This is a genomic window from Rhodospirillaceae bacterium (genome assembly GCA_040219235.1).
Classification (GTDB): Bacteria; Pseudomonadota; Alphaproteobacteria; order Rhodospirillales; family Rhodospirillaceae; genus WLXB01.
Genome location: JAVJSV010000012.1, coordinates 651770 through 673381 on the forward strand (window position 1 = coordinate 651770; position 21612 = coordinate 673381).

Consider the following 21612-nt stretch of genomic DNA (forward strand, 5'->3'; position numbering starts at 1 on the left):
GCCGTTCAACCTTTAGCCGACTATGGTGAGGGCTTCATAAAAAGGAGATTGATCCATGCGTCGCCTGATTTTTGCTCTCGCTGTTCTGCTCGCGCCCAGTTTTTTAGCATCTCATGCTGCCGCGCAAGAGGCTGAACCCGGCTATGCCAGTTTTGCGCGCACCACCATCATGGGGCGGTTGGCGGACCTTGAGCCCTCCATCACCTTCTGGCGCGATGTCATGGGGTTTTCCTACATGGGTGATCCAAGACCGACGACTGGAGATTCCAGTCCCATCGGTTGGGATGAAAACGCAACGCGCTACTTCACCGCGTTTACCTCCAAGGAAGGCTCCACCGTTGCGCTTCTGATGGTTGAAGACGCGCCAAACTTTCCGTCGCTCGACTTGCCCGATGAAGGTGCGGCCTACGGTGGCGTCATTTTGGTGCACACCGCGAAAAATTTGGAAGATGTCTACAATCGTGCGGTAGCCAACAATGTGGAGATCATCAAACCCTACACCCCGTCAGCCACGGGCCGCTCCATGCAGATTTACCTGCGCGCGCCCACAGGACAGATGGTCGAAATTTACGAGATGATCCCGCAGCCTGACGACGAGTAAACTGTATACGATAAAACTTTCTGTCACCCTCGGACGTGTTCCGAGGGTGCAGGGTAAAGCACGCGCACAGTTTTGTTGCCCTGGATGCGCGGAACAAGCCCGAGCCTGACGACTAACTTGCGATTGCTCTCGCTTCCCGCCGCCGGTTGATTCCCGCCAGCACAGGCACGGCGATATAGTCATACACCAGGGCCGCGACCTCGCGCAGGCCGGGCAGACGCACCACCTTGGCCAGCCCCCGGTACCAGGGCAGGCGTTCCCAAATGGCGATGAAGGAGTCGATGCCCGACAACAAAGCCTCCCCTGCGGTCTCCGCATACAGCCGCCGTTTGGCTTGATCGGCACGCAGGCTATACCGGGATAAAGCGTCGGGGTGTAGCGCCAAATCCGTAAAGGCCAGGTTGGTGATGCGGTGGTGTTCTGTCAGTTTCATATAATGGCTGATTTCAACCCGGCAGACCGGGCAGGCCCCGTTATAGAAAACAGTAAGGTGAGGATGTATGTTCATAGCTCTTCTTACGGCAAAGAGTGCCCGATAGCTCACTCTTTTTCGCACGCCTTTTTTGAACCAATACGCGTCCCCTGCGTACAAAGATTAAGCTGAAAAATTTAGGAGTCCGCGCCATGCGCTTTCTGCCCCTTGTTCTTATGGTCGCCCTCGCCGCCTGTGACTCGCCCAGTCCCACTCACGCTCAGGCCACGGCAACAGAGTCTGCTACGCCCTGGTATGAAACCCAGCGCGCCAGCCGCGATGGCATCGGCAAGGTCTACATGGGCCGGGAGATCTCCCACGTCATGGGGCATCTGGGGGCGGGCTGGTTGGAGCGTCCCGAGCGCGAGCGCGAAGAACGCACCGACCTGCTGATTGATAATCTCGACCTGGAACCTGATTTCGTGGTCGCCGACATCGGCGCGGGCACGGGCTACTTTTCGTTCCCGGTCAGTGCGCGGGTGCCCCAGGGCAAAGTGCTGGCGGTGGATATTCAGCCCGAGATGCTGGCGATCATCGCGCAACGCAAAGCCGCGGGCCTCAGAGATAGCAGCTGGCAAAACATCGAGACGGTTTTGGGCACCGAAGACAATCCCAATTTGCCTGATGGCGCGGTGGATCTGATCTTTATGGTCGATGCCTATCACGAGTTTGCCTATCCCCGCGAAATGGGCGAGGCCATGGTCAAGGCGCTCAAGCCGGGCGGTCAGATTGCCCTGGTGGAATACCGCCTGGAAGACCCCAGTGTGCCCATTAAGCGCCTGCATAAAATGTCAGAAGCCCAAGCGCGCAAAGAAATGGAAGCACTCGGTTTAAAGTGGGTGCAAACCAAAGATATTCTGCCGCAACAGCACCTGATGTTTTTCCAGAAGCCGAACCCTTAAACCGCCACGCCGTGTCGTCACCCTGCATGTCAGGGTGACCCATAAACACGGGCGGGGCGTGAGGGCTCTACTCTTAAGGTTGCCAGGCTCCGTTCATAACGCTGCCTTCTGAGATTATAGATTACCCGGTCTCACGCCGGGTAATGACAGTGTGAGTAGGTGACACTACTCTCTGTCATCATCCTGCTTGACAGGGTGACCCATAAACACCGCCCGGGCGCAGGTGTTTGGCTGTCACGTTTGAAAGCCCTTCCCTAAAACTCCAGTTTCAGGCCGATCTGCGGAAACACACTCAGGTCGCCAAACACATTCACGCCCCGGCGTTCATCAAACTCCAGGGAGTCGATGTTGGTGCGGCCATAGGCGTTGATCACATCCAGGAAGGTGATGACGCTGACACCGCCAATCTGCCGCCGGTAATCGATGCGAATGTTCAGGGCATGAAAATCACGCAGCCGTTCTGTGTTGGTGGTGGTGATCTCTTTTGAGAATCGCACGTTGTTCGGGTCGTTAAAAATATCCGCGTTGATGATGAAGGCATCTGTGGGGCGGCCCGAGGCGTATTTCCATTTCGCGGCCACGGCCCAGCGGTCATTGGGTTGCCACGCGGCGGCAAGAGTCAACACATGCGGGCGATGGAAGTCGGCGTCATATTCGCCTTCGCCCAGATTATCATCCCGTTTGGCGCGCGCGTACGAGTACGCCAAAGACGCCGACCATTCATCCGACATGCGCTTTTGCACACTCAAATCAAGGCCCGCGCCGTCGCCGGTGCCGCTGTTAAACGCCAGGCCCGAGGTTTTGTCGCCAGGCACCACCAGATTTTCCAGATCCTGATAATACACTTCCCCGGCCACCTTAAGATCAGGCGTCAGGTAATGCTCCAGCCCCAGGCTGACTTGGTTGGTGCGCTCGTTTTCCAGGCGGTTGTTGGCCGGGTCGGCGGCCAGTTCCAGCACGCGGGGGGTCTGATAGTAAATCCCAGCGGTGGCAGACAGACGTGTCGCGGCCCCCAGTTGCCAATCGGCGGACAGACGGGGTGACCACAGGGACTCCTCTGAAAACCCATCCCGGTCGAAGCGCACGCCTGGGCGTAGGGTGAAGTCCCCCAGGTAAAACGCGTGATCGATGTAGCCCGCGATCCGCGACTCTTTGGCCGTAAAGGCGGAATCAATGCGCCCTGGCGTCAGCACAATAAATTTTTGGCTCGGGTCAGACCGGAAATCATTCTGGTCATACACATAACGAATCCAATCGCCGTCCAGGCGTGTGTCGAAATCCAATTCAACGTAGGAATAGCGCGCCCCGGCCGACAATACGCCCCACGCTGTGGGGGTGGTGTAATCGCCGCGCCAGCCGATTTCCTGTTCGGTCTCCGTCAGGTTCAGGATGTTCTCGCGCACGGCCACTTGGTCGGCGGTTTGTTCAACGCCAGTCAGATCGGGGAACGCTTCACCCAGGCGACTGGTTTTATCGCTGTCGCGCACGAACAGCGCATTGGTCAGTTTGCCTTCATTGCCCACCAACCAGGTCCAGGTTGCGCCCAGCAGCAGGCTGTCTTGTTCGGTGGTCAGCAGAGAGGTGTCTTCGAAGTCGTCGGACTCCAGCACGTTGTCCACATCGCGGGTGTAGTCCTCCGGGGAATACAAGGCGAGTAGGGATACGCTGTGGCGGTCGTTGAGGTCGGTGACAGACTTGAACAAAAAGTCCCCAGACTCCGGATCGCCAATGTCTTTCTGACCAATCACTTTGAACAGGTTGCCGAAGTCAAAGTAGCGTGCGGACAGCAACACGCTGGTGTTGCCCGCCACATAACTGGGGCCATCGTAGGTGATCTCGCCGCCGGCGATATCAAGCCGCGCGCTGACCGATGGATCGTCCGGGTTGCCTTCCGCAATGTCGAGCTTGAGCAGCGAGCCACTGCGACCGCTGTAGGCGGCGTTCCATCCCCCCGCTTGAAACTCTGCGCCGCCGATAATGTTGGGCGCAAAGATCGAGAAGCGTCCGCCGCCGCCAATGTCTTCTTCATCACCAAGGCTGCGGTCGAAGTGCACCACTTTGTCAAAGGGGATACCGTCAATCAGAATCAGGTTGTCGCGGGGGCCGCGTCCGCGCACGGTGAAGTTGGAAAACTCGCCCGTGTTGGACACGCCGGGCAAAACATCCAGGCCGCGAAACACATCACCGGCCGTGCCGGCACCGCGCCGGATTTCTTCACGGCCCAAGCGCGTTGCCGTGACAGAGCCAAATTGCGTGATACCGACCGCTTTGGCGGTGACCAATATCTCATCGATGGCCAGGGCCTGCCGCGCCAACTGAAAATCCGCGCGGGTCACGCGGTCGCGCACCACACGCACGTCAATCTCCACCGCATCCACATATCCAGGCTGGGTGACTTGCAGGGTGAACAAACCTTCCGGCACGGCGTTCAAGGCATAGCTGCCATCGCTGCCGGTGACCGCGCGTTGGTCGATCGCGGGTCCATCAATGAGTTTCACTTGCGCCCCAGCGATACTGCGGCCTGACACGGCATCACGAATGTCGCCCCGGATGGTGCCAATAGTGTTGTCGGGGGTTTGAGCCTGCGCCTGACCTGTCCCGACGGACAGCGCCGGTGACAGAAAAACCAGTGCCAGAAAAAACAGTGTCAGAAAAAGCAGACCAACGGTCCGGAGCAACATAGAAACACGCATAACACTAAAAACTCACAGATCGTGGGGGGTAAAGGGTGATGCAAAGTTTATCATGAACGCATGGTGCCGTCCGGTATTTGACCATGCTCAAACGTTCTAACTTAATCCCTTATGTAATGTTTTGTGTCCCGAAATCCAAGGTGGTGAGGCGGGAAGACCGCGTGTGTTTGTGAAATAAAACTGTGCATGGGCTCGTTCCAGGGGGGTACCGAAATGTAGTTCCATGGGCTCGTTCCTCCAATCATACGTCCATGGGCTCGTTTGGGGGGAACCAGTCGTGCATGGGCTCGACCCAAGGTCGAGCCCCCCAAAAAAGACTCTCGACCCAAGGTCGAGCCCCCAAAAAACAAAACCTTGTCCCTCGGACAAGCCCACCACAAAAAACCTCAAACCAAGGTGATTTCGTAAATGCGCGCATTTAGGGCACACTCCAGTTATGGATATTCTGAGTTGGAGAGCCTTATGAACCGCATCGTTATGACTACCGTGTTGTCCTGCGCCCTCTTGTCCTTTGCTTTGGCGTTTAATGCTCAGGCTCAAACCCGCCCTGATCTCAATGCGGTCCTTGTCCGCGATGCGGAGAATCTCAGCGCCCTGTGGCAAGGCCAGTTCGACACCGCCAATCAGGTTAATTTCCAAGAGCGGTTTAATTTGCCGGAAGAGGGCTGGGTTGCCCGCCAGCATAAGATTTTCAAGCGCGTCGATCTGCCTGCATTCGGTGATTATGTCACCTATGTCGAGCAGTATCAGGGCTCTCCGCCCGATCAGTTGTTCCGCCAACGGCTGTATGTGCACAGCGTCGATTCTGAAGCCGGAGCGGTCAAAACCGACATCTATGCCTTCAATGAGGCCGATGCGGCCAGAGTTGCCGGGGCCCATGAAGATTCCGAGAAGCTCTCAGGGATAACGCCCCGTGATATGGAAAAACTGCCCGATGGCTGCGCCATTCGCTGGCAGGCGTTGGGCGATATGTTCCTCGGCACGCAAGCGCCAGATGATTGCCTCTATACGCCGCAGGGGTTTGATCAGCAGGTGCGTCTGCGCGACACCATCACTCTGACAGACACCTCAATGACCACGCAGACCGAAATCCTCAGCGCTGACGGCACGCCGTTGATGGCCAATGATCTTGGTGTGCCGGAAGTGGCCCGCAAAGCGCGGCCCTTCACCTGCATGATGCTGGCGCGCAACCCGAATAAGGAACAAGGGTTTGAACGCTACGTTGGTTTTAGAACTCATGACCAGGGCGGTGAATTTGAACTCTCGACAACGCATAACCCGCCTAAGGTGTTGCATGTTGAGCTCTTGAATATCGTGCCGCCTGCGGGCACGAGCCGCAACACGTTCATTATGACGCTGACGGAGAAGAACGAGATTTTTCCGCTGACGCGGGCCTTTGCTGAACCTGATGCCAAACGCATCGCCATCAGTACGTCTGGTGTTGAAGCCAACTGCACGGCGGATGATGGCGAGGCCGCTCGGTTTTAAATATACGCGCTTAACCGTTCGGCAGAATCACAATTTTGCCTTGGCGATCAGTGCCTGTTTTAGCCTGAAGCGCAAAGGCCTCTTGGGCTTCATCTAAGGTAAACGTTGCCGCAATTTTGGCTTTGAGCGTGCCTTCTGCCGTCATGGCAGCTAAACGCTCCAGAACCTGTTTTCGTTCCCAGGCATCGCGGCTTGTGCGCATGCTCATGCCTTCAAGGCTGACTTTTTTGCCGAACAAATCCTGAAAGGCCATCTCGGCGTTTTGCCCGCTCATGAAGCCGTAATTGATGACGGTGCCTTCATCGCCCAGGCAGCGTGCGATGGTCACGGTTCCTGTTGCCGCAACACAATCAAATCCGAACCGGATATTTGCGTTTCCAGTGGCCTTTTTGACCAGTGCCGCCGTGGCATCCGGGTCGCCCGTATCGACCATCACGACATCCGCACCGGCGTCTTTCAGTTCAGCAATCAACTCCGGTCGGCGCACGATGTTGACGGTTTTTGCGCCGCGGTCTTTGGCCAAGGTAATCACGAAACGCCCGCAGGATGAGTTGGCGCCATTTTGGATAATCCAATCGCCGTGTTTCGGTTGTGCGATATCATCCACCAAAATGAACGCGGTCATGGCGTTGAGAGACGTCAGAGCAAGCTGCAAGGCATCTCCGTCTGGGGCTGGGGTGCAATCTGCGGCTTTGGCCGGAACCCTCTGCCGGAACGTGCCAGAGCCGGTTGGCAGGAAAACGCGGTCTCCCGTCTGAAATCCCTCGACCTGATTTCCCATGGCGACAATCTTCCCGAGACCTTCATGTCCGGGCCAACGCGGCATCTCAAACCAGCGAAAACCGGGGTCCCCGTTAATAAACTTGAGGTCGGCCAGGTGCATCGCAGCGGCCTCTACTTCGACCACAATTTCGTCTGATTGAGGAACAGGCTCCTCAACCTCAACCAGCGACACCACATCACGCGGCGCGCCGTAAGCAGTTTGTTGTAAGGCTTTCATGGGGGCTCCTGTCGTTGACGGTGTTGGTTTAAGTGTTGGGCAGCAGTATGACCTTTCCCTCCCGCTCTGCACCAGCTTTTGCGGCGTGGGCAAAGGCTTCAGCATAGTCTTCAAAAGCATACGCCCCGGCTATAGGGATTTTCAGCTTATCCGTCGCAATCAAGTCATTGAGGTGGGCATAGATGCCGCGTTTATTTTGCGGGGTGAGTTTCTTTTCGAAGGTTGATTTTCGATAGCCGGAAACGTGAATCCCTTTGCGGGACAGGTCGCGGAAAATAAAGCTGCACGGTTGGCCAGAGAGATCGCCGTAAACGATCAGTTTGGCCTCGACGCTGAGACAATGCGCCATGCGGCCCGATGCCTCCCCAGCAATTGTGTCGAACCCCAAGCGCATGTCCGCGCCTTTTGTTGCGGCCTTGACGCGCGTCGCCAGAATATCCGGATGATCGCCGCCCGTATCCACAAGGCACACGTCTGCACCAATCTCGTACAAGCTTGCTGCAACCGCCTCGCGGCGGATTAAATTGACGCTTTTCAAGCCGGCGTCTTTTGCCAGAGCAATCAGCCAGCGTCCGCAGCTTGAGTTGGCGGCGTTGTGAATCATCCACTCGCCAGGCGACAGTGTGTTATGCGCTTGAAACAACAGCGCCGAGGTCATGCCGTTGATCAGCACGAAAGCCAGTTGCTGCGGGTCGGCTTCGGGCGGGGCCGGATAACAGTCAGCGGCGGGAGCCAAGATATACTGACGATAAGTGCCGCAGCGCGGCGGCGGCAAGGCGAGGTCACCAACAGCAAACTCGGTCACATCAGACCCCACCGCAACAACCCGCCCACAGCCTTCCAGGCCCGGCGTTTTTGGCAGGCTGGTTTTAGGCACGCGGCTGGGGTCGATTGCATCGCGCACTTCCAGCCCATGCACCGGCACGGCGAGCATTTCCAGCACGATGTCTGACGGTCCGGGCTCCGGGTCCGGCAGGTCAACCAACCGGAACGCGTCTTTCGGATCGCCATAACCAATTTGCTGAAGCGCTTTCATGCCTCCACTATAGCGAAAGACTTAGCCGTTGGGATGCAGGATCACCTTGCCTTTGCGATCATCGCCACTGCGCTGGGCATGGGCAAACGCGTCGGCAAACTGATCGAGGGTGTAGGTGCCTGCAATCGCGGCCTTTAGCTCTCCCGTGCCAATTTTTCCGGCCAGCATTTCATAAATGCGGCGAATTTCGGCCATATCGCGCTTGGCCAATCCGCGGCCGGTGCTCATGCCGGTCAAGGTGATGTTGTTGAAGAACATGTCGTTGAACGACAGTTTGCAGGGCTCACCGGAGATGAAGCCATAATTCACAACCTTGCCGCCGTAGTTCAGGCAGCGGGCGATCCGCGTTGTGGCATCGCTCGCCACCAGATCAAACCCAATGTTCAAGTCAGCACCGCCAACTGCGGCTTTCACTTTTGCGGCCAACGCGTCGGCATCGTCTTCGTCTGTGACGCAAACATCAGCCCCAATCTCATAGAGTTCATCGAATAGACTTTCACGCCGCACGATGTTGCAGGTTTTAATGCCACGCTCTTTGGCGAGTACGATTAGATACCGTCCGCAGCTTGAATTGGCACCGTTCTGCAAAATCCAGTCGCCTTCCTTCAGGTCGGCAAAATCTTCCAGCAAACAAACTGATGTCATGCCGTTGACCATCATCAGCGCCAGTTGATCGGCCTCGCCGCCAGGTGCATGCAGTGTGGTTTCCGCCTTAACGCAAACTTTTTCCGCAAAGGCTCCAGCGCCCCACCAGGGGAACACCCGATCACCAACTTTGTAGGAGGTAACGTCCGCGCCAACTTTGGTGACACGACCGACGCCCTCATAGCCGGGTTGGCTGGGCAGGTCGTTAACCTTGAATCCTTCGTCGCCACGAAAGCGCTTAATATCGGCCAGGTGAACCGCAGAGGCTTCCATCTCAATGACAAGTTCATCTGCGGCTGGTGAAGGCTCGGGCAGATCGATAATTTTTACGACTGTTGCCGGATCGCCGTGGTCGAACTGTTGTAACGCTCTCATCAGTCACTCCGTGCGGAAACTCACCTTTGTCTGGACAACACTTAGCACGATATCCCCGGCGTGGTGACAATCGTTATATGACATCCAACTGGTGATCCAACGCCCGGTTGAAGGTGTCTTCGTCAACATTGCCGCCAGATAAAATAACGCAGACGTTGCGACCCTGAGCGCTGTGTCGGCCCGACAAGACAGCTGCCAATGCGATCGCGCCGCCCGGCTCCAACCGCAGGCCAAGATGCCAGTGGGCAAAGGCCATTGCCGTCAGCACATCGTCATCGGGCACAGTGTACCCGCCTGTCATCTGAGTACGATTAAGCTGCCATGTCAGCGCGCCTGGAGTTGGCGCGAGCAAGGCATCGCAGAGCGACCCCGTTGCTGTTATGTTGGTCTGAGGGTGACCAGAGGTGAGAGATCGGCAGTGATCATCAAACCCGGCTGGCTCGACGGCGTAAAGTTGAATGTCTGGAAAGTGGTCTTTCATGACGAGGCCGATACCCGCAGCCAGTCCTCCGCCGGAGACCGGCACCAACACGTCATCAAGCATTACCTTTAAAGCTTCAGCCTGTGCGATGGCTTCCAAACCGACCGTGCCTTGGCCGCAGATGGTATCCGCATGATCATAGGGCGGGATGATAATGCGACTCTCTTCAGCAGCGATGCGTCTGCCGATTTCTTCTCGATTTTCACGTGCCCGGTCATAAAAAAGAATTTCCGCGCCAAGGGCCGCTGTGGCTTCAATCTTTGCGCGCGGAGCATCGACGGGCATCACAATTTTTGCGGATGAGTCGAAGTGCTTTGCGGCAGCGGCAACGCCCTGAGCGTGATTGCCGCTCGACCAGGCAACCACGCCTTTGGCGCGGTCTTCAGGGCTCATCTTCGCAAGGTGGTTCATCGCGCCACGAATTTTAAACGAACCGGTGTTTTGCAGGCATTCGGCTTTCAGAAAGATCTGTCCACCGGTCTGTTCATCCAGCTTTAAACACCGCAACAGTGGTGTTTTCGTCACCAGATCAGCTATGCGATCAGCAGCTTTGTGAACATCTTCAGCGGATGGAATCGGTGTCATGAATTCAGTCTATCTGTGTTGTCCCTAAAACGGCCAGCTTGACGGCGCAATATCCTCGCAGTAGGTAGGGCTGTAGTGAAGGTGTGCGTGTTTGTGCTTCGGCAGAGGCACGCCAAGAGGGAATTCGGTGTGATACCGAGACTGCCCCCGCAACTGTAAGCGGCGAGCCCTCCACCAGAAATGCCACTGAGGTTTTGGCCTTGGGAAGGTTGGTGGAACGGCCATGACCCGCAAGTCAGGAGACCTGCCCTCACAGCGTCATCTACCCTTGGACGGGGTGTTCCACAGGGGCGGTAAACCGTAGCGGTGACGCGCACGAGTTGGTGTCGTCGCGCTGGTTACCGGTCTTGGTGTCACAACCTACAGGTCGATTTCCGATTTCGGCGGCGCCTCATGCGTTGAACCGGAACGGAGACCAAATGTGACCAAAATTTCTTGCCGCAGCCTGGCTTATGCAGGCGTCATTTTCTTACCGGCACTGGCCGGTGCTGCTGACAAACCCCGCATTGACGATGAAATCGTTGTTACTGCCAGCCGTGTGCCGCAGGCCCGTCTTTCGGTTGGCAGTGCGCTTGATGTGTTGACCGGCGCAGATATCAAAACCCGCCAGCAGGCGTTTCTCGGCGATCTGCTGCGTGATCTGCCTGGCCTGGCGGTCAATCGCAGCGGCCCGGCGGGGGCGTTTACTCAGGTGCGTCTGCGCGGCGCTGAGTCCAGTCATACGCTGGTTGTGATTGATGGCATCGAAGCCGGTGATCCGTTTAATGCGGGCGAGTTTGAGTTCGCCCATCTGATGTCCAGCGGTGTTTCCCGCATAGAGGTGCTGCGCGGCCCACAAAGCGCCTTATGGGGGTCTGAAGCCATTGGCGGCGTGATCAACGTCACAACTGGCCCCCCTGAAACACCTGATGGTGCCTCTGAGGGGGCGTGGGCGCATGGCTTTGCCGAAGGCGGCTCTTTTGCCACGGCCCGGGGCAGCGTTGATGCCGGCACATCCGGCGCTTGGGGCGTGGTGAGGGGCAGCATCGGGTACTCGGACATCGGCGGCATTTCAGCCTCGCCCACGGGTGCGGAGAAAGACGGTTATGATAATCTCACCGCGTCTATGTTCGCCGCTTTCAACACCTCAAAAATTTTGACGCTGTCTTTATCCGGGCGGCATGTCAGTGCCTCAGCCGCAGAGGACGAGCAGGACTTTACGTTTGGCTCACCCACCCAGGGTTTGGTCATCGACTCTGACGGCGCGCGCAAGTCTGATCGGTGGTATGGCCGGGCTGCAGCGGACGCATCGTTGCTGGATGGTCGTTGGACTCACCGCCTCAGCGCCGGCATCACAGACACACAAAACGAGTCTTTTTCGGGTGGCCTGTTCAGCTTTGGCTCAGAGGGCCAGAAGTGGGATGTGGAGTATCAGTCCGATTTTACCTTCCAAACCAGTGAATCGGCTGAGCATGCTGTGAGTGCCCTGGTGGAATACGAAGCTCTCTCTTATGAAAACCGGGGCGCTGGCGGCGGGCCGGAAAACCAAAGCCAGACCGGCGAGCAGATTTCAGCCGCCCTTGAATATCGCTTGGCCATGGCTGAACAAATTTTCCTCAGTGGCGCTCTGCGCCATGATGACAACGATCGTTTTAAGGATGAGACCACCTATCGTTTAACGGCGGCCTGGGCGGTGCCCGAAAGTGGTATTAAACTGCGAAGCAGCTATGGCACAGGCGTGGCTCAGCCGAGCTTCTTTGAGTTGTTTGGATTTGATCCAAATTTCTTTATTGGCAATCCCGATCTGCAACCTGAGTCCTCAGAGGGCTGGGACGTTGGACTCGATTATACCTTTGCCAATGATCTTGGGTTGCTCTCTTTGACGTACTTCGAGTCCAATCTGAAAGACGAAATCTTTACGGACTTCGGTGTTTTCCCGTTCACGGTGGATAACCGGGCCGGGACCAGCACCCGGGAAGGACTTGAAGTCTCGCTGCGGCTTGATCCCATGGCGGCGTTATCTTTGGCGGTCGCGTATACCTATACCGACGCGAAAGACGATGCGGGCGTGCGGGAATTGCGGCGTCCAAAGCACAGCGGTAGCACCAATGTGACCTATCGTTTTTATGATGACCGCGCCGTTGTCGACCTCGGACTGAACTACAACGGCGAAATGCAGGACAGCGAATTTATTTTCGCAACCCCCGAGACGGTTGTAACTCTGGACGATTATGTGTTGGCCACGCTCGCCACGTCATTCGATCTCAATGAGTCCGTTCAACTGATCGGTCGTATCGAGAATGTGTTTGACGAGGACCACCAGGATGTCTTTGGTTTTCAATCTCCCGGCATCGGGGTCTACGCGGGCGTGCGTATGCGCCTGGGGCAGAGATAGCCCGGATGACACAGGTGCGCCTCCTTCAGCTTCTGGCCGTTACCTTATGCGTTTCAGCGCAGACCGTAACGGCTGCAGAGGTGCCGCGCCGTATTGTTTCGACAAACCTCTGTACCGATCAGATGGTGTTGTTGCTGGCAGAACCCGGCACTGTTGCGTCTGTCAGTTTTCTCACCGCTGACCCGCATGAGTCGCCGGTCGCGCATTTGACCGACGGTCTTGTTCTCAATCATGGGCAAGCCGAAGAAATTATTACGCTGGAGCCCGATGTGGTTGTTGCCGGCCGGTACACCACGACCGCAGCCAAGGTGCTGCTGCGGCGGATTGGCTACACCATCATTGAGATTGATATTCCGCCCAATTTTTCTGGCGTGCGTGAGGCATATTTGGAGTTAGGCGCGGTGTTGGGCCGTGATGCGCAAGCGCGCGCTTTAGTAAACAGTCTTGAGCGGCGTTTTACGCAACTTGAACAGCGTGTGGCGGGGCGCTCGTTTGGGTCCGTGCTGATTCTGGATGCCAACGGCTTTACGGTTGGGCGACCGAGCCTGATTGATCAACTCTTGAGCCGCATTGGTTTGGTGAACGTCGCCGCTCAACTGGGCATTGGAGATTTCGGACAGGTGACCATGGAAGCCGTGTTGCTGGCCAAGCCCGACCATATGGTGCGTATGCTCTATCGACCTGATGCGCCCTCTCTGGCCAATCAGACCTTGAACCATCCCGCTTTGGTCAGATTTCTTGGCGATCAGCCGATGATTTCAGTGCCTCAGTCCTGGGTCAACTGCGGTGGCCCGTATCTTGCGGACGCAGCGAGTTTGGTGCTGGATGCTGTCGATAGGCGGCGCACACCATGACGGTCGGATCTTCTGCGTCCTCAGTCGGGTCTCGTGAGGTTTCGTCGATGCTGCTTCTTTCAGGGCTGGCTGTATTGGTGTTGGTGCTGACGATCACCTCTCTGTTTGTCGGACGCCTCGGCATTGGTGGTGTCGCTGATCTTCTGACCGTGCGCGGTCAAGATCCGGAAACCTTCCGCATTTTGCTCATTGAGGTCCGATTGCCGCGCACCGTATTGGCGCTCACAGTCGGTGCGACGTTGGGTTTGTCCGGGGCTGTGCTTCAGGGGTTGTTGCGTAATCCGTTGGCTGAACCGTTCATACTGGGGGCGTCGAGCTCTGCGGCCCTCGGTGCCGTGATCGTCTTCTATTTTGGTGTTGCGGGCGGTACGGCGTTGGCAACGCCGCTGGGCGGTGTGGCCGGTACGATGATTGCGACAACGCTTTTGCTTATTCTCGGGGGGCGAAATCAGGAGCCGTTGACGCTTATTTTAGCTGGTGTTGCGCTGAATGCCTTAACCGCAGCGTTGACGTCGCTGGCCTTGAATCTCGCACCGAGTCCCTATGCAGCCTTGGAAATTGTTTTTTGGATTCTTGGCTCCTTCGCAGATCGCAGTCTTGATCACCTGGTGTTGGCGTTGCCCCTCATGGGTATTGGCTGGGTGTTGCTGTTTTCTACATGGCGTTGTCTTGATGCTTTGACCTTGGGCGAAGATGCCGCGGCATCCTTAGGGTTCAATCTTGCGGCTATAAAAATCCGGGCCATTTTGGGGTGCGCGTTTGCGGTTGGCGCGGCAGTTGCAACAACAGGGGTGATCAGTTTCGTTGGTCTTGTGGTGCCGCATGTTTTGCGACCTTTTGTGGGGTATCGGCCCAGCCGCCTCTTGCCCGCCAGCTTTCTCGGTGGGGCCGCGCTGATGCTGGCCGCCGATATTGGCGTGCGGTTGATCGACACCCAGTTGGAACTGAAAATTGGCGTGCTGACCGCGCTGATCGGAACGCCGTTCTTCTTTCATTTGCTTTATGTTCTGCGGCGGAGTGGCCAATGAGCGCGCGCCCTAAATTTTCGGCTACGGGCGTCAGTCTGCGCTATGATGAGGCGTTGATCGTTGATGATGTTTCTTTTACGGCGCGCGGTGGTCAGTTGGTTGGATTGATCGGCCCTAACGGGGCGGGGAAAACCACCTTGATCAAAGCTATGGCGGGATTATTAAAACCTTCTAAAGGGGCTTTAGCCCTTGATGGGCGCGATCTTACCGCGTGGCCGAAATCTGCCCTTGCGCGACATATTGGCTATCTCTCGCAAACCCGAGCGGTGCATTGGCCAGTTACGGTTGCGCGTCTGGTCTCGTTGGGCCGGATTCCACATCGCGGGCCTTGGGACTCTTTGTCAGAAGACGACCAGACGGCAATAGACGCAGCCCTTACACTCACTGACAGCACAGAAATTAAAGACCGCACCATTACCACTTTGTCGGGCGGCGAGTTGGCGCGGGTTCTTCTGGCCCGCGTGTTGGCTGGTGAGCCGCAGGTGATCCTGGCAGACGAACCCGTGTCGGGCTTAGATCCAGGGCATCGCTTGCAGGTTCTTGGTGGTCTTAAAGCCTTGGCGGAAAGCGGCAGGTTGGTCGTGGTTGTTTTGCACGACCTGACTCTGGCCTCACGTTTCTGCGATCGGTTGATTTTGATGCATCATGGCCGCGTTGCCGCTGATGGTGCGCCCAAGGATGTTCTGACACCCGAGAGGCTTTCAGCGGTCTACGGTATTACCTCTTTGCAGGTCTCTGACGGCGATGAGGCCGCTGTCTTGCCCTGGGCGACCGTCACGCGTGCAAAGACTATTTCAGACGCCTAAGAGGTTTCCAGCCAGCGCCATGCGGACGGACCGCTTTTGGTTACGCCTTCCCACATGATATCGGCCAACATGGCGGCGCTTTCCACCACGGCAGGGGACGGGCGATTGATATAGCGGTTGCCATCCATCACGGCGACTTTTCCGGACTTTACAGCGCGCAGACTGTTCCAGATCTCATGAGAACGGAGTGTTTCCATTTCTGTGATGGTGCGTTTCACATCAAAACCACACGGAGCCACCACAATCAGGTCTGGATCGCAGTCTGAGATGTCTTCCCAGGATACATAGCGGGAGGGCTCGCCCTCTTTGGTGATCAGGTTGCGCCCGCCTGCCGCCTCGACAAGGGCTGGTATCCAGTGTCCTGCGGCCATTGCTGGCTCGATCCATTCCAATATGAACACCGATGGCGCTGACTGTGACGCGGTTGAAGACGAGACAAGCGACTCTAGTTTTTCCGTCATCTGCTGCGTCAATTCAGCGGCAGCGCCTTCGCGCCCGACCGCCCGGCTCACTTTGTGAATATCTGCGAAAACGTCTTCCAAGGTGTTGGGGTGCAGAGAAATGATTTTGATATCGTGCTCGATCCACTCACAGAGTGCGGCCTCAACATCATCCAGGCTCGCCGCGCACACCTCGCATTGGTCCTGGGTGACAATCACATCCGGTACAAGGGCCTTGAGCAGAGCACGGTCTACGTCATAAACGGATAATCCCTCTTTGACGATGTCTTTGACGGCTCTGTCGATCTCTAAACTGTTCTGTTTGGTGTCAAAACGCGCTCGGGTGAGGGCGGGTAAACCTTCGACCCTAAAGGGCCAATCACATTCGTGGCTGCGACCCACCAGGTCGTTTTGTGCGCCGAGGGCCGAAATGATCTCGGTTGCGCTGGCAATAAGCGAAACAATACGCATAGGGTGAAAGGCCGACGGCTTAGCCGGCTCGTTTTTCGTGTTTGGCGATGGCCAGTTTCAATGACTTGTATAACTGTTGCCCGATTTCGCCGCCATCACCTTGAATGTCTTCTCTGATCACAGCGCGCATGGTGTCGATATGAACTTTGGCAATATCCAAAGCCGCATCATCCTCCTTACGGGGCGTCTTTGTCGCTTCATATAGTGACTTGGCAAATAAGGTGATCAAAGGATAGCCAAACGTACCGCCTTGCCCGCGCAACTCGTGGGCAATGATATTGATCTCGTCGAAATGCTGGTGGCGGTCTGTGCTGAGGGTTTTGGCCGCAACAACTTCCTTGGACAGATTATCCAGGTACTGCTTAGCCCAATGGATAAATCCAGCAGCCTCGCGCTTCAGCGCTGACTCCGCTTGAGCCAGAATGTCATCGGGTACGATGAATTCTTGCCGCATCGCGTTCGAGCCCATTTTCTCTTTGAGATAATTGGGCAGCTTGAACAACCAAACATCACTAGGCTTTTCTGGCGTTGCCACTTTGTCTTTTGAATAGACAATCGTTGCGTGGCTTTCATCCTCAGCCCGCAGGTCTCTGCCGCCGGGCGGGTCCAGCTTGCGGCGGCGGCGATCAGGACCATAGTAATTCTGCGTGACCACAAACTGACGCGGCTTATCCAACATACGCTGAATGGTTTTGTACATCGCTTCCACCGAAAACGGCTTCGCCATAAATTCGTGCATGCCTTGGTCGCGAGCGGCCTGTACGTGGTGGGCATCTGCCGCACCCGACACCATAATGAACGGCATGAAACGGTTAGGCGATTCTTTGAATGACCGCAGCCACTGCAAAAGAATGAGGCCGTTAATCGGTGCCATGATCAGGTCAGACACAACAAAATCTATCGGACGCGCAGCGCCGATACTCGGGTGTGTCATTTTGAGAATCTCGATGGCTTGTTTGCCGTTCTTGGCTTTTTGAATCTGCTCAAACCCAAGGCGGCGCATGGCTTTGACCATGATATCAAGCATATACTCATTGTCCTCAACAACAAGAACATTGAGCCGGTCCTGACCTAAGTTTTCCTTTCTATTCAACGGTTCTTCCTTCGCTCAGCTTTATGCTCAAAGCTGATAAAATGCGTCTCTGAATCAAAATAAATATCATAGCTGGGGATTGCCTGAGCCTCTCTGACTCATTCAGCAACTTCCTTTAAGTCTTCTTCTTTTAAGCCCTGGTTGAGGCGCTTATCCTTAGCTCCGGCTGTCTTGCTGGCGGTTTTGATCTCAGCAAAAATAGTATCAAATTTATCCAGAAGTTCCTTGGCTCTCGCTGTATCATCGCCAACGCCAGTGCGATCTATGAAGCGGCCAACAATATGTTTCGTGATGGCTACGTTATCTAGCGTGTCCCGAAAACTACGCCCCCGTTGGGTGTATTTTTCGTGCGCATCCCGCAAATTATGTACAGATGTCAGGAGGATGCTGCGGATCAGCTTATCGCTGCCCTCCATTTTCTGTTCAAGCAATTCTTTGGACACCAGCGAGAGTGTGGTGTCTTCCAGAGCAACCGCATTCGCGCGCCGGTTAGAGCCATCTAATATGGCCATCTCGCCGAAAAACTCACCTTCGCGGATTCGCCCAACGGGTGAGGTTTTTCCATCGACCGAGCGAAAGATACCGATACACCCAGCCGCGACAACATAAGCGGCCTTCGCTTCTTCACCTTCGCGGAACAAGTACTGGCCCTTAGGAATAAATTGAATTTCGAGTGCGGGCTCATCTAACTCATCCGCAGGCGAGGCTGTTTCAGCATCGCTATTGGCGGCATCAAAATCGACAGCTACGCGGGTCTTTGCGGCAATGGCCACTGCTTCGGCCAGTTTGCGCAGCAAGTTAATGTCTTGCTCCGTTGGTTGTGTGTAGCGCTCTGCAAAGTCTTCCACTTTGGCCTTTAACGAGAGGCACAGGTCTACGACATCTTTTTGCTTGAGTTGTTTTGCTGTTGACGATGCGTCTTTCAGAAGATCTCCCAGCGCCATAAGCCGTTCGCGGATCAGGGGCGTGATCTGGCTGCTTTGATAGGCGGCTAACAATTCTTTGCATACGACGGCAAGGCGGCCACTTTGACTATAAAGCCGTGTCTGCAGCATATCTTCCATGAGCGGGACGATTTTTTTTGCAAATTCTTCGTAGTTCAAAGACTGACCACGCAGCTTCGCTTGCAAAGTTTGGGGCACGTTAAAGCGGCGAATGGCGCTGGTGCGATCTGCAGCACGCCGGTCGGGGCCGATGTATTCGCTGGTCACAACGTAGGTGGTATGTCCACGCCCGACCTTGCGCACACGATCAGTCACTTCTTTTGCTGGCACAGGTTGAATGAGAATACTGTCCACACCTGCCCGCAAAGCCAATTTTGCGCCGTCTACATGTTCAGGGGCCAGGGCGCAAAACAACGTCATGAACGGGTTTTTACCGACCAGCATATGCCGGACGCCCCGAATAAGCTTGAAGACATTGCCACCCAGGGTGTCTGCCAAAATAGCGACATCGACGCCGCCAGCCTCCAGCTTGGCAATGGTCTCTTTGTAACTCAGGGCAATAATCGTTTCCCCAAATCCGAATTCCCGCAAGCCATCCGCAAGCGTGGACGCGCGCGCCGCCTTGGTGTCACCAATCAGCACGGTGACGTTGCTCAACATTTCTACTTTTGTTGGCGCCACGGTATCCGTTCCATTCCCCTCAGGTTTGGTTGTATGACCAAACCCAGAACCGAGAGATTGCCGCGCTTCGCCGCAACCTCTTGTTTCCACCCCTTTTTTAATACCCGAAAACGCTTTTAAGCCAAAACGTTAATGCCTGTTGGTGCCGTGTGACGAAAGATAATTGGCTGGAGGAGCAAAGGCTTGGCCTAGCAGGAAGTGACAGTAGAGCAACCCACGCCTAGCCTTTTCGCGAGGGTTAAGCTGTCTCTTGAGAAGACGAATGCCAGAATTGGTGGAGCCGGACGGAATCGAACCGACGACCTCTACAATGCCATTGTAGCGCTCTCCCAACTGAGCTACGGCCCCATGTTTGCTTGTTTCGGACGACCGAAGGGATTTGATCGTCCAAGCGGGGCGGACCTTATGCAGTTCGCCTGTGCCCTTCAAGGGAAAAATATAAACTCTCACAGACTAGGCACAGTTTAATGTTTTTTGGTCAGTGCCTAAAATGTGGGCTGTCAGGTGTCGGTATCGCTGTCTGAGTCGATCGGCCCGATAACGCTATCCACATCGTCATCATCATCAAGGTCGTCATCGTCCTCAATTAGATCGTCGTCATCATCGCTGATGTCATCAAGATCCAGATCATCATCCTCGTCTTCTTCATCACCGTCCAACACAGCCTTCTTGGGGGCTGCAGTTTTCTTGACGGGCTTAGGAGCTGCCTCAGCTTTTTTGGCTTTGAACGCCTTAGGGCGCTCGTTCTCAGTGCCACACTTGGGGCATGCCGCGGGTGACTTTTTGAGATCGTAATAGCGTGCTCCACAACTTGAGCAAGTCAGCTTTTCGCCGAGGTCAACCTTACCCAATTTCAAAACCTCCTCGTATCGCAATCTAATGATATCCAGGAGTGAACCCCAGAATGCTCAGGGTGACCCCAGGATACTCAGGGTGAACCCCGAGATGCTCTGGAATGGATCTGAAAGATAGCCCAGGGCCAGAACCCCTTTTCGCTATTTAAATCAAATCCGATAAGAGGCATTTGCCAAATTCGGAGAGCCCTGTCAAAACCTAATATGCCTTAATCCAAAACACTTTTGTTTTCTGTCGCGGCCTGAGGGCATTTTCGGCCCGCCAATAGGGAGCCACCTGCTAGGATTAGTTTGTCCTCTATGGTATGACCCCGCGCCCTAACTTGCGATGTATTTACGCAGGGACAGACGTTCAATTAACCCAGAGACTTTATGTAATCCTAATGTCAGAGCCGCGCTTGATGACCACAAATAATGCTTACATCGCAACGTCTAAACAGGTTCAAGGTCTGTCTGGGCGTGTGCGCGTGCCAGGGGACAAATCTATTTCGCATCGCGCGCTTATGTTCGGTGCGCTGGCCATTGGCGAAACCCGCATCGAAGGCCTGCTGGAGGGCGAAGATGTGCTCAACACGGCCAAGGCCATGCGCGCGCTGGGGGCTCAGGTTGCGCGGCACGAAGACGATACCGGTGCTGGAATATGGGTGGTGCATGGCCGCGGGGTAGGTGGACTGACTGAACCGGACTCAGTGCTCGATATGGGCAATTCCGGCACGGGCGCGCGTTTGCTGACCGGGCTACTGGCGAGCCACCGCATGACAGCGGTGATGACCGGGGATGCGTCCCTTAGATCAAGACCGATGGACCGGGTTGTTTATCCTTTGTCTCTGATTGGAGCGAGATTTGAATCCCGCAGCGGTGGTCGTTTACCCTTGACCGTTATTGGCACGGGTGAGCCCTTGCCCCAAGTGTATGAGAGTCCTGTGGCGTCTGCCCAGGTTAAATCAGCTGTCTTGCTGGCGGGAGTGCAGGCCAGAGGTGCGACCACCGTTATTGAGCCTGCGGCGACACGAGACCATACCGAACGGATGCTGCGTTATTTTGGGGCCGAGGTCACATCTGAACCCGTGGGAGACAAGGCCGGGGCCATCGCGGTTACGGTCATCGGTCAGCCTGAATTACACGGTCGTCATGTCATTGTGCCGGGTGATCCGTCTTCTGCGGCCTTTCTGGCGGTTGCGGCCCTGATTACCAAAGGGTCGGACATCACCCTGCTCAATGTTGGCCTCAATCCACAGCGCACGGGGTTGTTCGATACCCTTGTGGAAATGGGGGCTGATCTCACACTTGAGAACCAGCGCGACGAGGCTGGCGAGCCGGTTGGCGATTTGCGAGTTAAATCAAGCACTCTGAAAGGCGTCTCTGTGCCGGCTGAACGCGCGCCTTCAATGATCGACGAGTATCCTATTCTTGCCGTGGCGGCGGCTTGTGCTGTGGGCGAAACACGCATGAACGGACTGGGCGAACTGAGGGTGAAGGAAAGTGACCGTCTTGCGGCCATCGCCCATGGCCTGTCAGCATGCGGGGTCAGCAACGCCATTGAAGGCGAGTCTCTGGTGGTTGCTGGCGGCGGTCACGCTGTGCCTGGCGACGCGGTTGTGCCGGTTCATCTTGATCACCGCATAGCGATGTCGTTTTTGGTGCTGGGGATGGCCGCGCAAAACCCGGTTTCAATCGATGATGTCCGTGCCATTGCCACCAGCTATCCAGAATTTATGGCCCATATGACGGCTATTGGGGCTGATATTTCTTCTGCCGCAACGTCGGACTCTGGAGCATGACGGCCTCT

The 21612-nt window shown here is 55.9% G+C and carries 18 protein-coding genes, 1 tRNA gene and 1 riboswitch; of the genes, 8 read left to right on the forward strand and 11 right to left on the reverse strand.

Annotated elements, in window-relative coordinates:
- Positions 1–55 precede the first annotated feature (55 nt).
- On the forward strand, positions 56–601 hold the full coding sequence (locus tag RIC29_13260) for a hypothetical protein (GenBank protein MEQ8735888.1): 546 nt from the start codon (positions 56–58) through the stop codon (positions 599–601).
- Positions 602–713: 112 nt separating this feature from the next.
- On the opposite strand, the gene RIC29_13265 is transcribed toward RIC29_13260, so the two are convergent.
- Positions 714–1109, reverse strand: a complete 396-nt coding sequence (locus tag RIC29_13265; GenBank protein ID MEQ8735889.1) for a DUF393 domain-containing protein — start codon at positions 1107–1109, stop codon at positions 714–716.
- 116 nt (positions 1110–1225) lie between these two features.
- Here RIC29_13265 and RIC29_13270 point away from each other — a divergent pair, with 116 nt between their 5' ends.
- Positions 1226–1975 carry a class I SAM-dependent methyltransferase gene (locus RIC29_13270; GenBank protein ID MEQ8735890.1) on the forward strand — a complete coding sequence of 250 codons (750 nt, stop codon included), beginning with the start codon at positions 1226–1228 and terminating at the stop codon, positions 1973–1975.
- 254 nt (positions 1976–2229) lie between these two features.
- On the opposite strand, the gene RIC29_13275 is transcribed toward RIC29_13270, so the two are convergent.
- The gene (locus RIC29_13275) at positions 2230–4656 is read right to left on the reverse strand and encodes a TonB-dependent receptor (GenBank protein MEQ8735891.1); all 2427 of its coding nucleotides are present in this window, start codon (positions 4654–4656) and stop codon (positions 2230–2232) included.
- A 474-nt stretch (positions 4657–5130) separates the two neighbouring features.
- Between RIC29_13275 and RIC29_13280 the strand changes: the two genes are divergently transcribed.
- Complete coding sequence (locus tag RIC29_13280) at positions 5131–6156, forward strand: chromophore lyase CpcT/CpeT (protein ID MEQ8735892.1); 1026 nt, start codon at positions 5131–5133, stop codon at positions 6154–6156.
- Between the two features lie 10 nt (positions 6157–6166).
- Here the strand turns inward: RIC29_13280 and RIC29_13285 are convergent, their stop codons facing one another.
- The 4 genes from RIC29_13285 to RIC29_13300 all read right to left on the reverse strand — a co-directional run bounded on the left by RIC29_13285 (position 6167) and on the right by RIC29_13300 (position 10278).
- Positions 6167–7156, reverse strand: a complete 990-nt coding sequence (locus RIC29_13285; protein MEQ8735893.1) for a zinc-dependent alcohol dehydrogenase family protein — start codon at positions 7154–7156, stop codon at positions 6167–6169.
- Between the two features lie 28 nt (positions 7157–7184).
- Complete coding sequence (locus RIC29_13290) at positions 7185–8192, reverse strand: zinc-dependent alcohol dehydrogenase family protein (GenBank protein MEQ8735894.1); 1008 nt, start codon at positions 8190–8192, stop codon at positions 7185–7187.
- 21 nt (positions 8193–8213) lie between these two features.
- A complete protein-coding gene (locus tag RIC29_13295; GenBank protein MEQ8735895.1) occupies positions 8214–9212 on the reverse strand; it encodes a zinc-dependent alcohol dehydrogenase family protein in 999 nt (332 codons plus the stop codon).
- 73 nt (positions 9213–9285) lie between these two features.
- Positions 9286–10278, reverse strand: coding sequence for a threonine/serine dehydratase (locus tag RIC29_13300; GenBank protein ID MEQ8735896.1), 993 nt, complete (start codon positions 10276–10278; stop codon positions 9286–9288).
- A 62-nt stretch (positions 10279–10340) separates the two neighbouring features.
- Positions 10341–10545: riboswitch (cobalamin riboswitch) on the forward strand.
- Positions 10546–10699: 154 nt separating this feature from the next.
- On the opposite strand from RIC29_13300, the gene RIC29_13305 reads away from it, so the two are divergent.
- From RIC29_13305 to RIC29_13320, 4 genes are read left to right on the forward strand one after another with little or no spacing between them, the layout of a single operon-like run.
- Positions 10700–12652 (forward strand): TonB-dependent receptor, encoded by a 1953-nt coding sequence (locus RIC29_13305; protein ID MEQ8735897.1) that lies wholly within the window; start codon positions 10700–10702, stop codon positions 12650–12652.
- 5 nt (positions 12653–12657) lie between these two features.
- A complete protein-coding gene (locus RIC29_13310; protein MEQ8735898.1) occupies positions 12658–13506 on the forward strand; it encodes an ABC transporter substrate-binding protein in 849 nt (282 codons plus the stop codon).
- On the forward strand, positions 13503–14534 hold the full coding sequence (locus tag RIC29_13315; protein ID MEQ8735899.1) for an iron ABC transporter permease: 1032 nt from the start codon (positions 13503–13505) through the stop codon (positions 14532–14534). The genes RIC29_13310 and RIC29_13315 overlap by 4 nt, the downstream gene beginning before the upstream one ends.
- Positions 14531–15340, forward strand: a complete 810-nt coding sequence (locus RIC29_13320; protein MEQ8735900.1) for an ABC transporter ATP-binding protein — start codon at positions 14531–14533, stop codon at positions 15338–15340. Before RIC29_13315 ends, RIC29_13320 begins: the two co-directional genes overlap by 4 nt.
- Here the strand turns inward: RIC29_13320 and RIC29_13325 are convergent.
- The 5 genes from RIC29_13325 to RIC29_13345 form a co-directional block, all read right to left on the reverse strand.
- Positions 15337–16251: a cobalamin-binding protein gene (locus RIC29_13325; protein ID MEQ8735901.1), complete on the reverse strand. Its 915-nt coding sequence runs from the start codon at positions 16249–16251 to the stop codon at positions 15337–15339. The two genes, RIC29_13320 and RIC29_13325, sit on opposite strands and share 4 nt — an antisense overlap.
- 19 nt (positions 16252–16270) lie before the next feature.
- Positions 16271–17344, reverse strand: coding sequence for a response regulator (locus RIC29_13330; GenBank protein ID MEQ8735902.1), 1074 nt, complete (start codon positions 17342–17344; stop codon positions 16271–16273).
- Positions 17345–17442: 98 nt separating this feature from the next.
- Positions 17443–18969: a cyclic nucleotide-binding domain-containing protein gene (locus tag RIC29_13335; protein MEQ8735903.1), complete on the reverse strand. Its 1527-nt coding sequence runs from the start codon at positions 18967–18969 to the stop codon at positions 17443–17445.
- A 272-nt stretch (positions 18970–19241) separates the two neighbouring features.
- Positions 19242–19317, reverse strand: a tRNA-Ala gene (locus tag RIC29_13340).
- Positions 19318–19469: 152 nt separating this feature from the next.
- On the reverse strand, positions 19470–19820 hold the full coding sequence (locus tag RIC29_13345; GenBank protein MEQ8735904.1) for an FYDLN acid domain-containing protein: 351 nt from the start codon (positions 19818–19820) through the stop codon (positions 19470–19472).
- Between the two features lie 404 nt (positions 19821–20224).
- Here RIC29_13345 and aroA point away from each other — a divergent pair, with 404 nt between their 5' ends.
- Complete coding sequence (aroA, locus tag RIC29_13350; protein MEQ8735905.1) at positions 20225–21604, forward strand: 3-phosphoshikimate 1-carboxyvinyltransferase; 1380 nt, start codon at positions 20225–20227, stop codon at positions 21602–21604.
- Positions 21605–21612: the final 8 nt, after the last annotated feature.

What these genes read in the sequence shown, in the direction of transcription:
- RIC29_13280 (MEQ8735892.1), top strand. Translation starts at nt 5,131, where the DNA reads ATGAACCGCATCGTTATGACTACCGTGTTGTCCTGCGCCCTCTTGTCC.
- RIC29_13310 (MEQ8735898.1), top strand. Translation starts at nt 12,658, where the DNA reads ATGACACAGGTGCGCCTCCTTCAGCTTCTGGCCGTTACCTTATGCGTT.
- RIC29_13315 (MEQ8735899.1), top strand. Translation starts at nt 13,503, where the DNA reads ATGACGGTCGGATCTTCTGCGTCCTCAGTCGGGTCTCGTGAGGTTTCG.
- RIC29_13265 (MEQ8735889.1), bottom strand. Translation starts at nt 1,109, where the DNA reads ATGAACATACATCCTCACCTTACTGTTTTCTATAACGGGGCCTGCCCG.
- RIC29_13295 (MEQ8735895.1), bottom strand. Translation starts at nt 9,212, where the DNA reads ATGAGAGCGTTACAACAGTTCGACCACGGCGATCCGGCAACAGTCGTA.
- RIC29_13275 (MEQ8735891.1), bottom strand. Translation starts at nt 4,656, where the DNA reads ATGTTGCTCCGGACCGTTGGTCTGCTTTTTCTGACACTGTTTTTTCTG.
- RIC29_13270 (MEQ8735890.1), top strand. Translation starts at nt 1,226, where the DNA reads ATGCGCTTTCTGCCCCTTGTTCTTATGGTCGCCCTCGCCGCCTGTGAC.
- RIC29_13260 (MEQ8735888.1), top strand. Translation starts at nt 56, where the DNA reads ATGCGTCGCCTGATTTTTGCTCTCGCTGTTCTGCTCGCGCCCAGTTTT.
- RIC29_13285 (MEQ8735893.1), bottom strand. Translation starts at nt 7,156, where the DNA reads ATGAAAGCCTTACAACAAACTGCTTACGGCGCGCCGCGTGATGTGGTG.
- RIC29_13320 (MEQ8735900.1), top strand. Translation starts at nt 14,531, where the DNA reads ATGAGCGCGCGCCCTAAATTTTCGGCTACGGGCGTCAGTCTGCGCTAT.
- RIC29_13290 (MEQ8735894.1), bottom strand. Translation starts at nt 8,192, where the DNA reads ATGAAAGCGCTTCAGCAAATTGGTTATGGCGATCCGAAAGACGCGTTC.
- RIC29_13300 (MEQ8735896.1), bottom strand. Translation starts at nt 10,278, where the DNA reads ATGACACCGATTCCATCCGCTGAAGATGTTCACAAAGCTGCTGATCGC.
- aroA (MEQ8735905.1), top strand. Translation starts at nt 20,225, where the DNA reads ATGACCACAAATAATGCTTACATCGCAACGTCTAAACAGGTTCAAGGT.
- RIC29_13325 (MEQ8735901.1), bottom strand. Translation starts at nt 16,251, where the DNA reads ATGCGTATTGTTTCGCTTATTGCCAGCGCAACCGAGATCATTTCGGCC.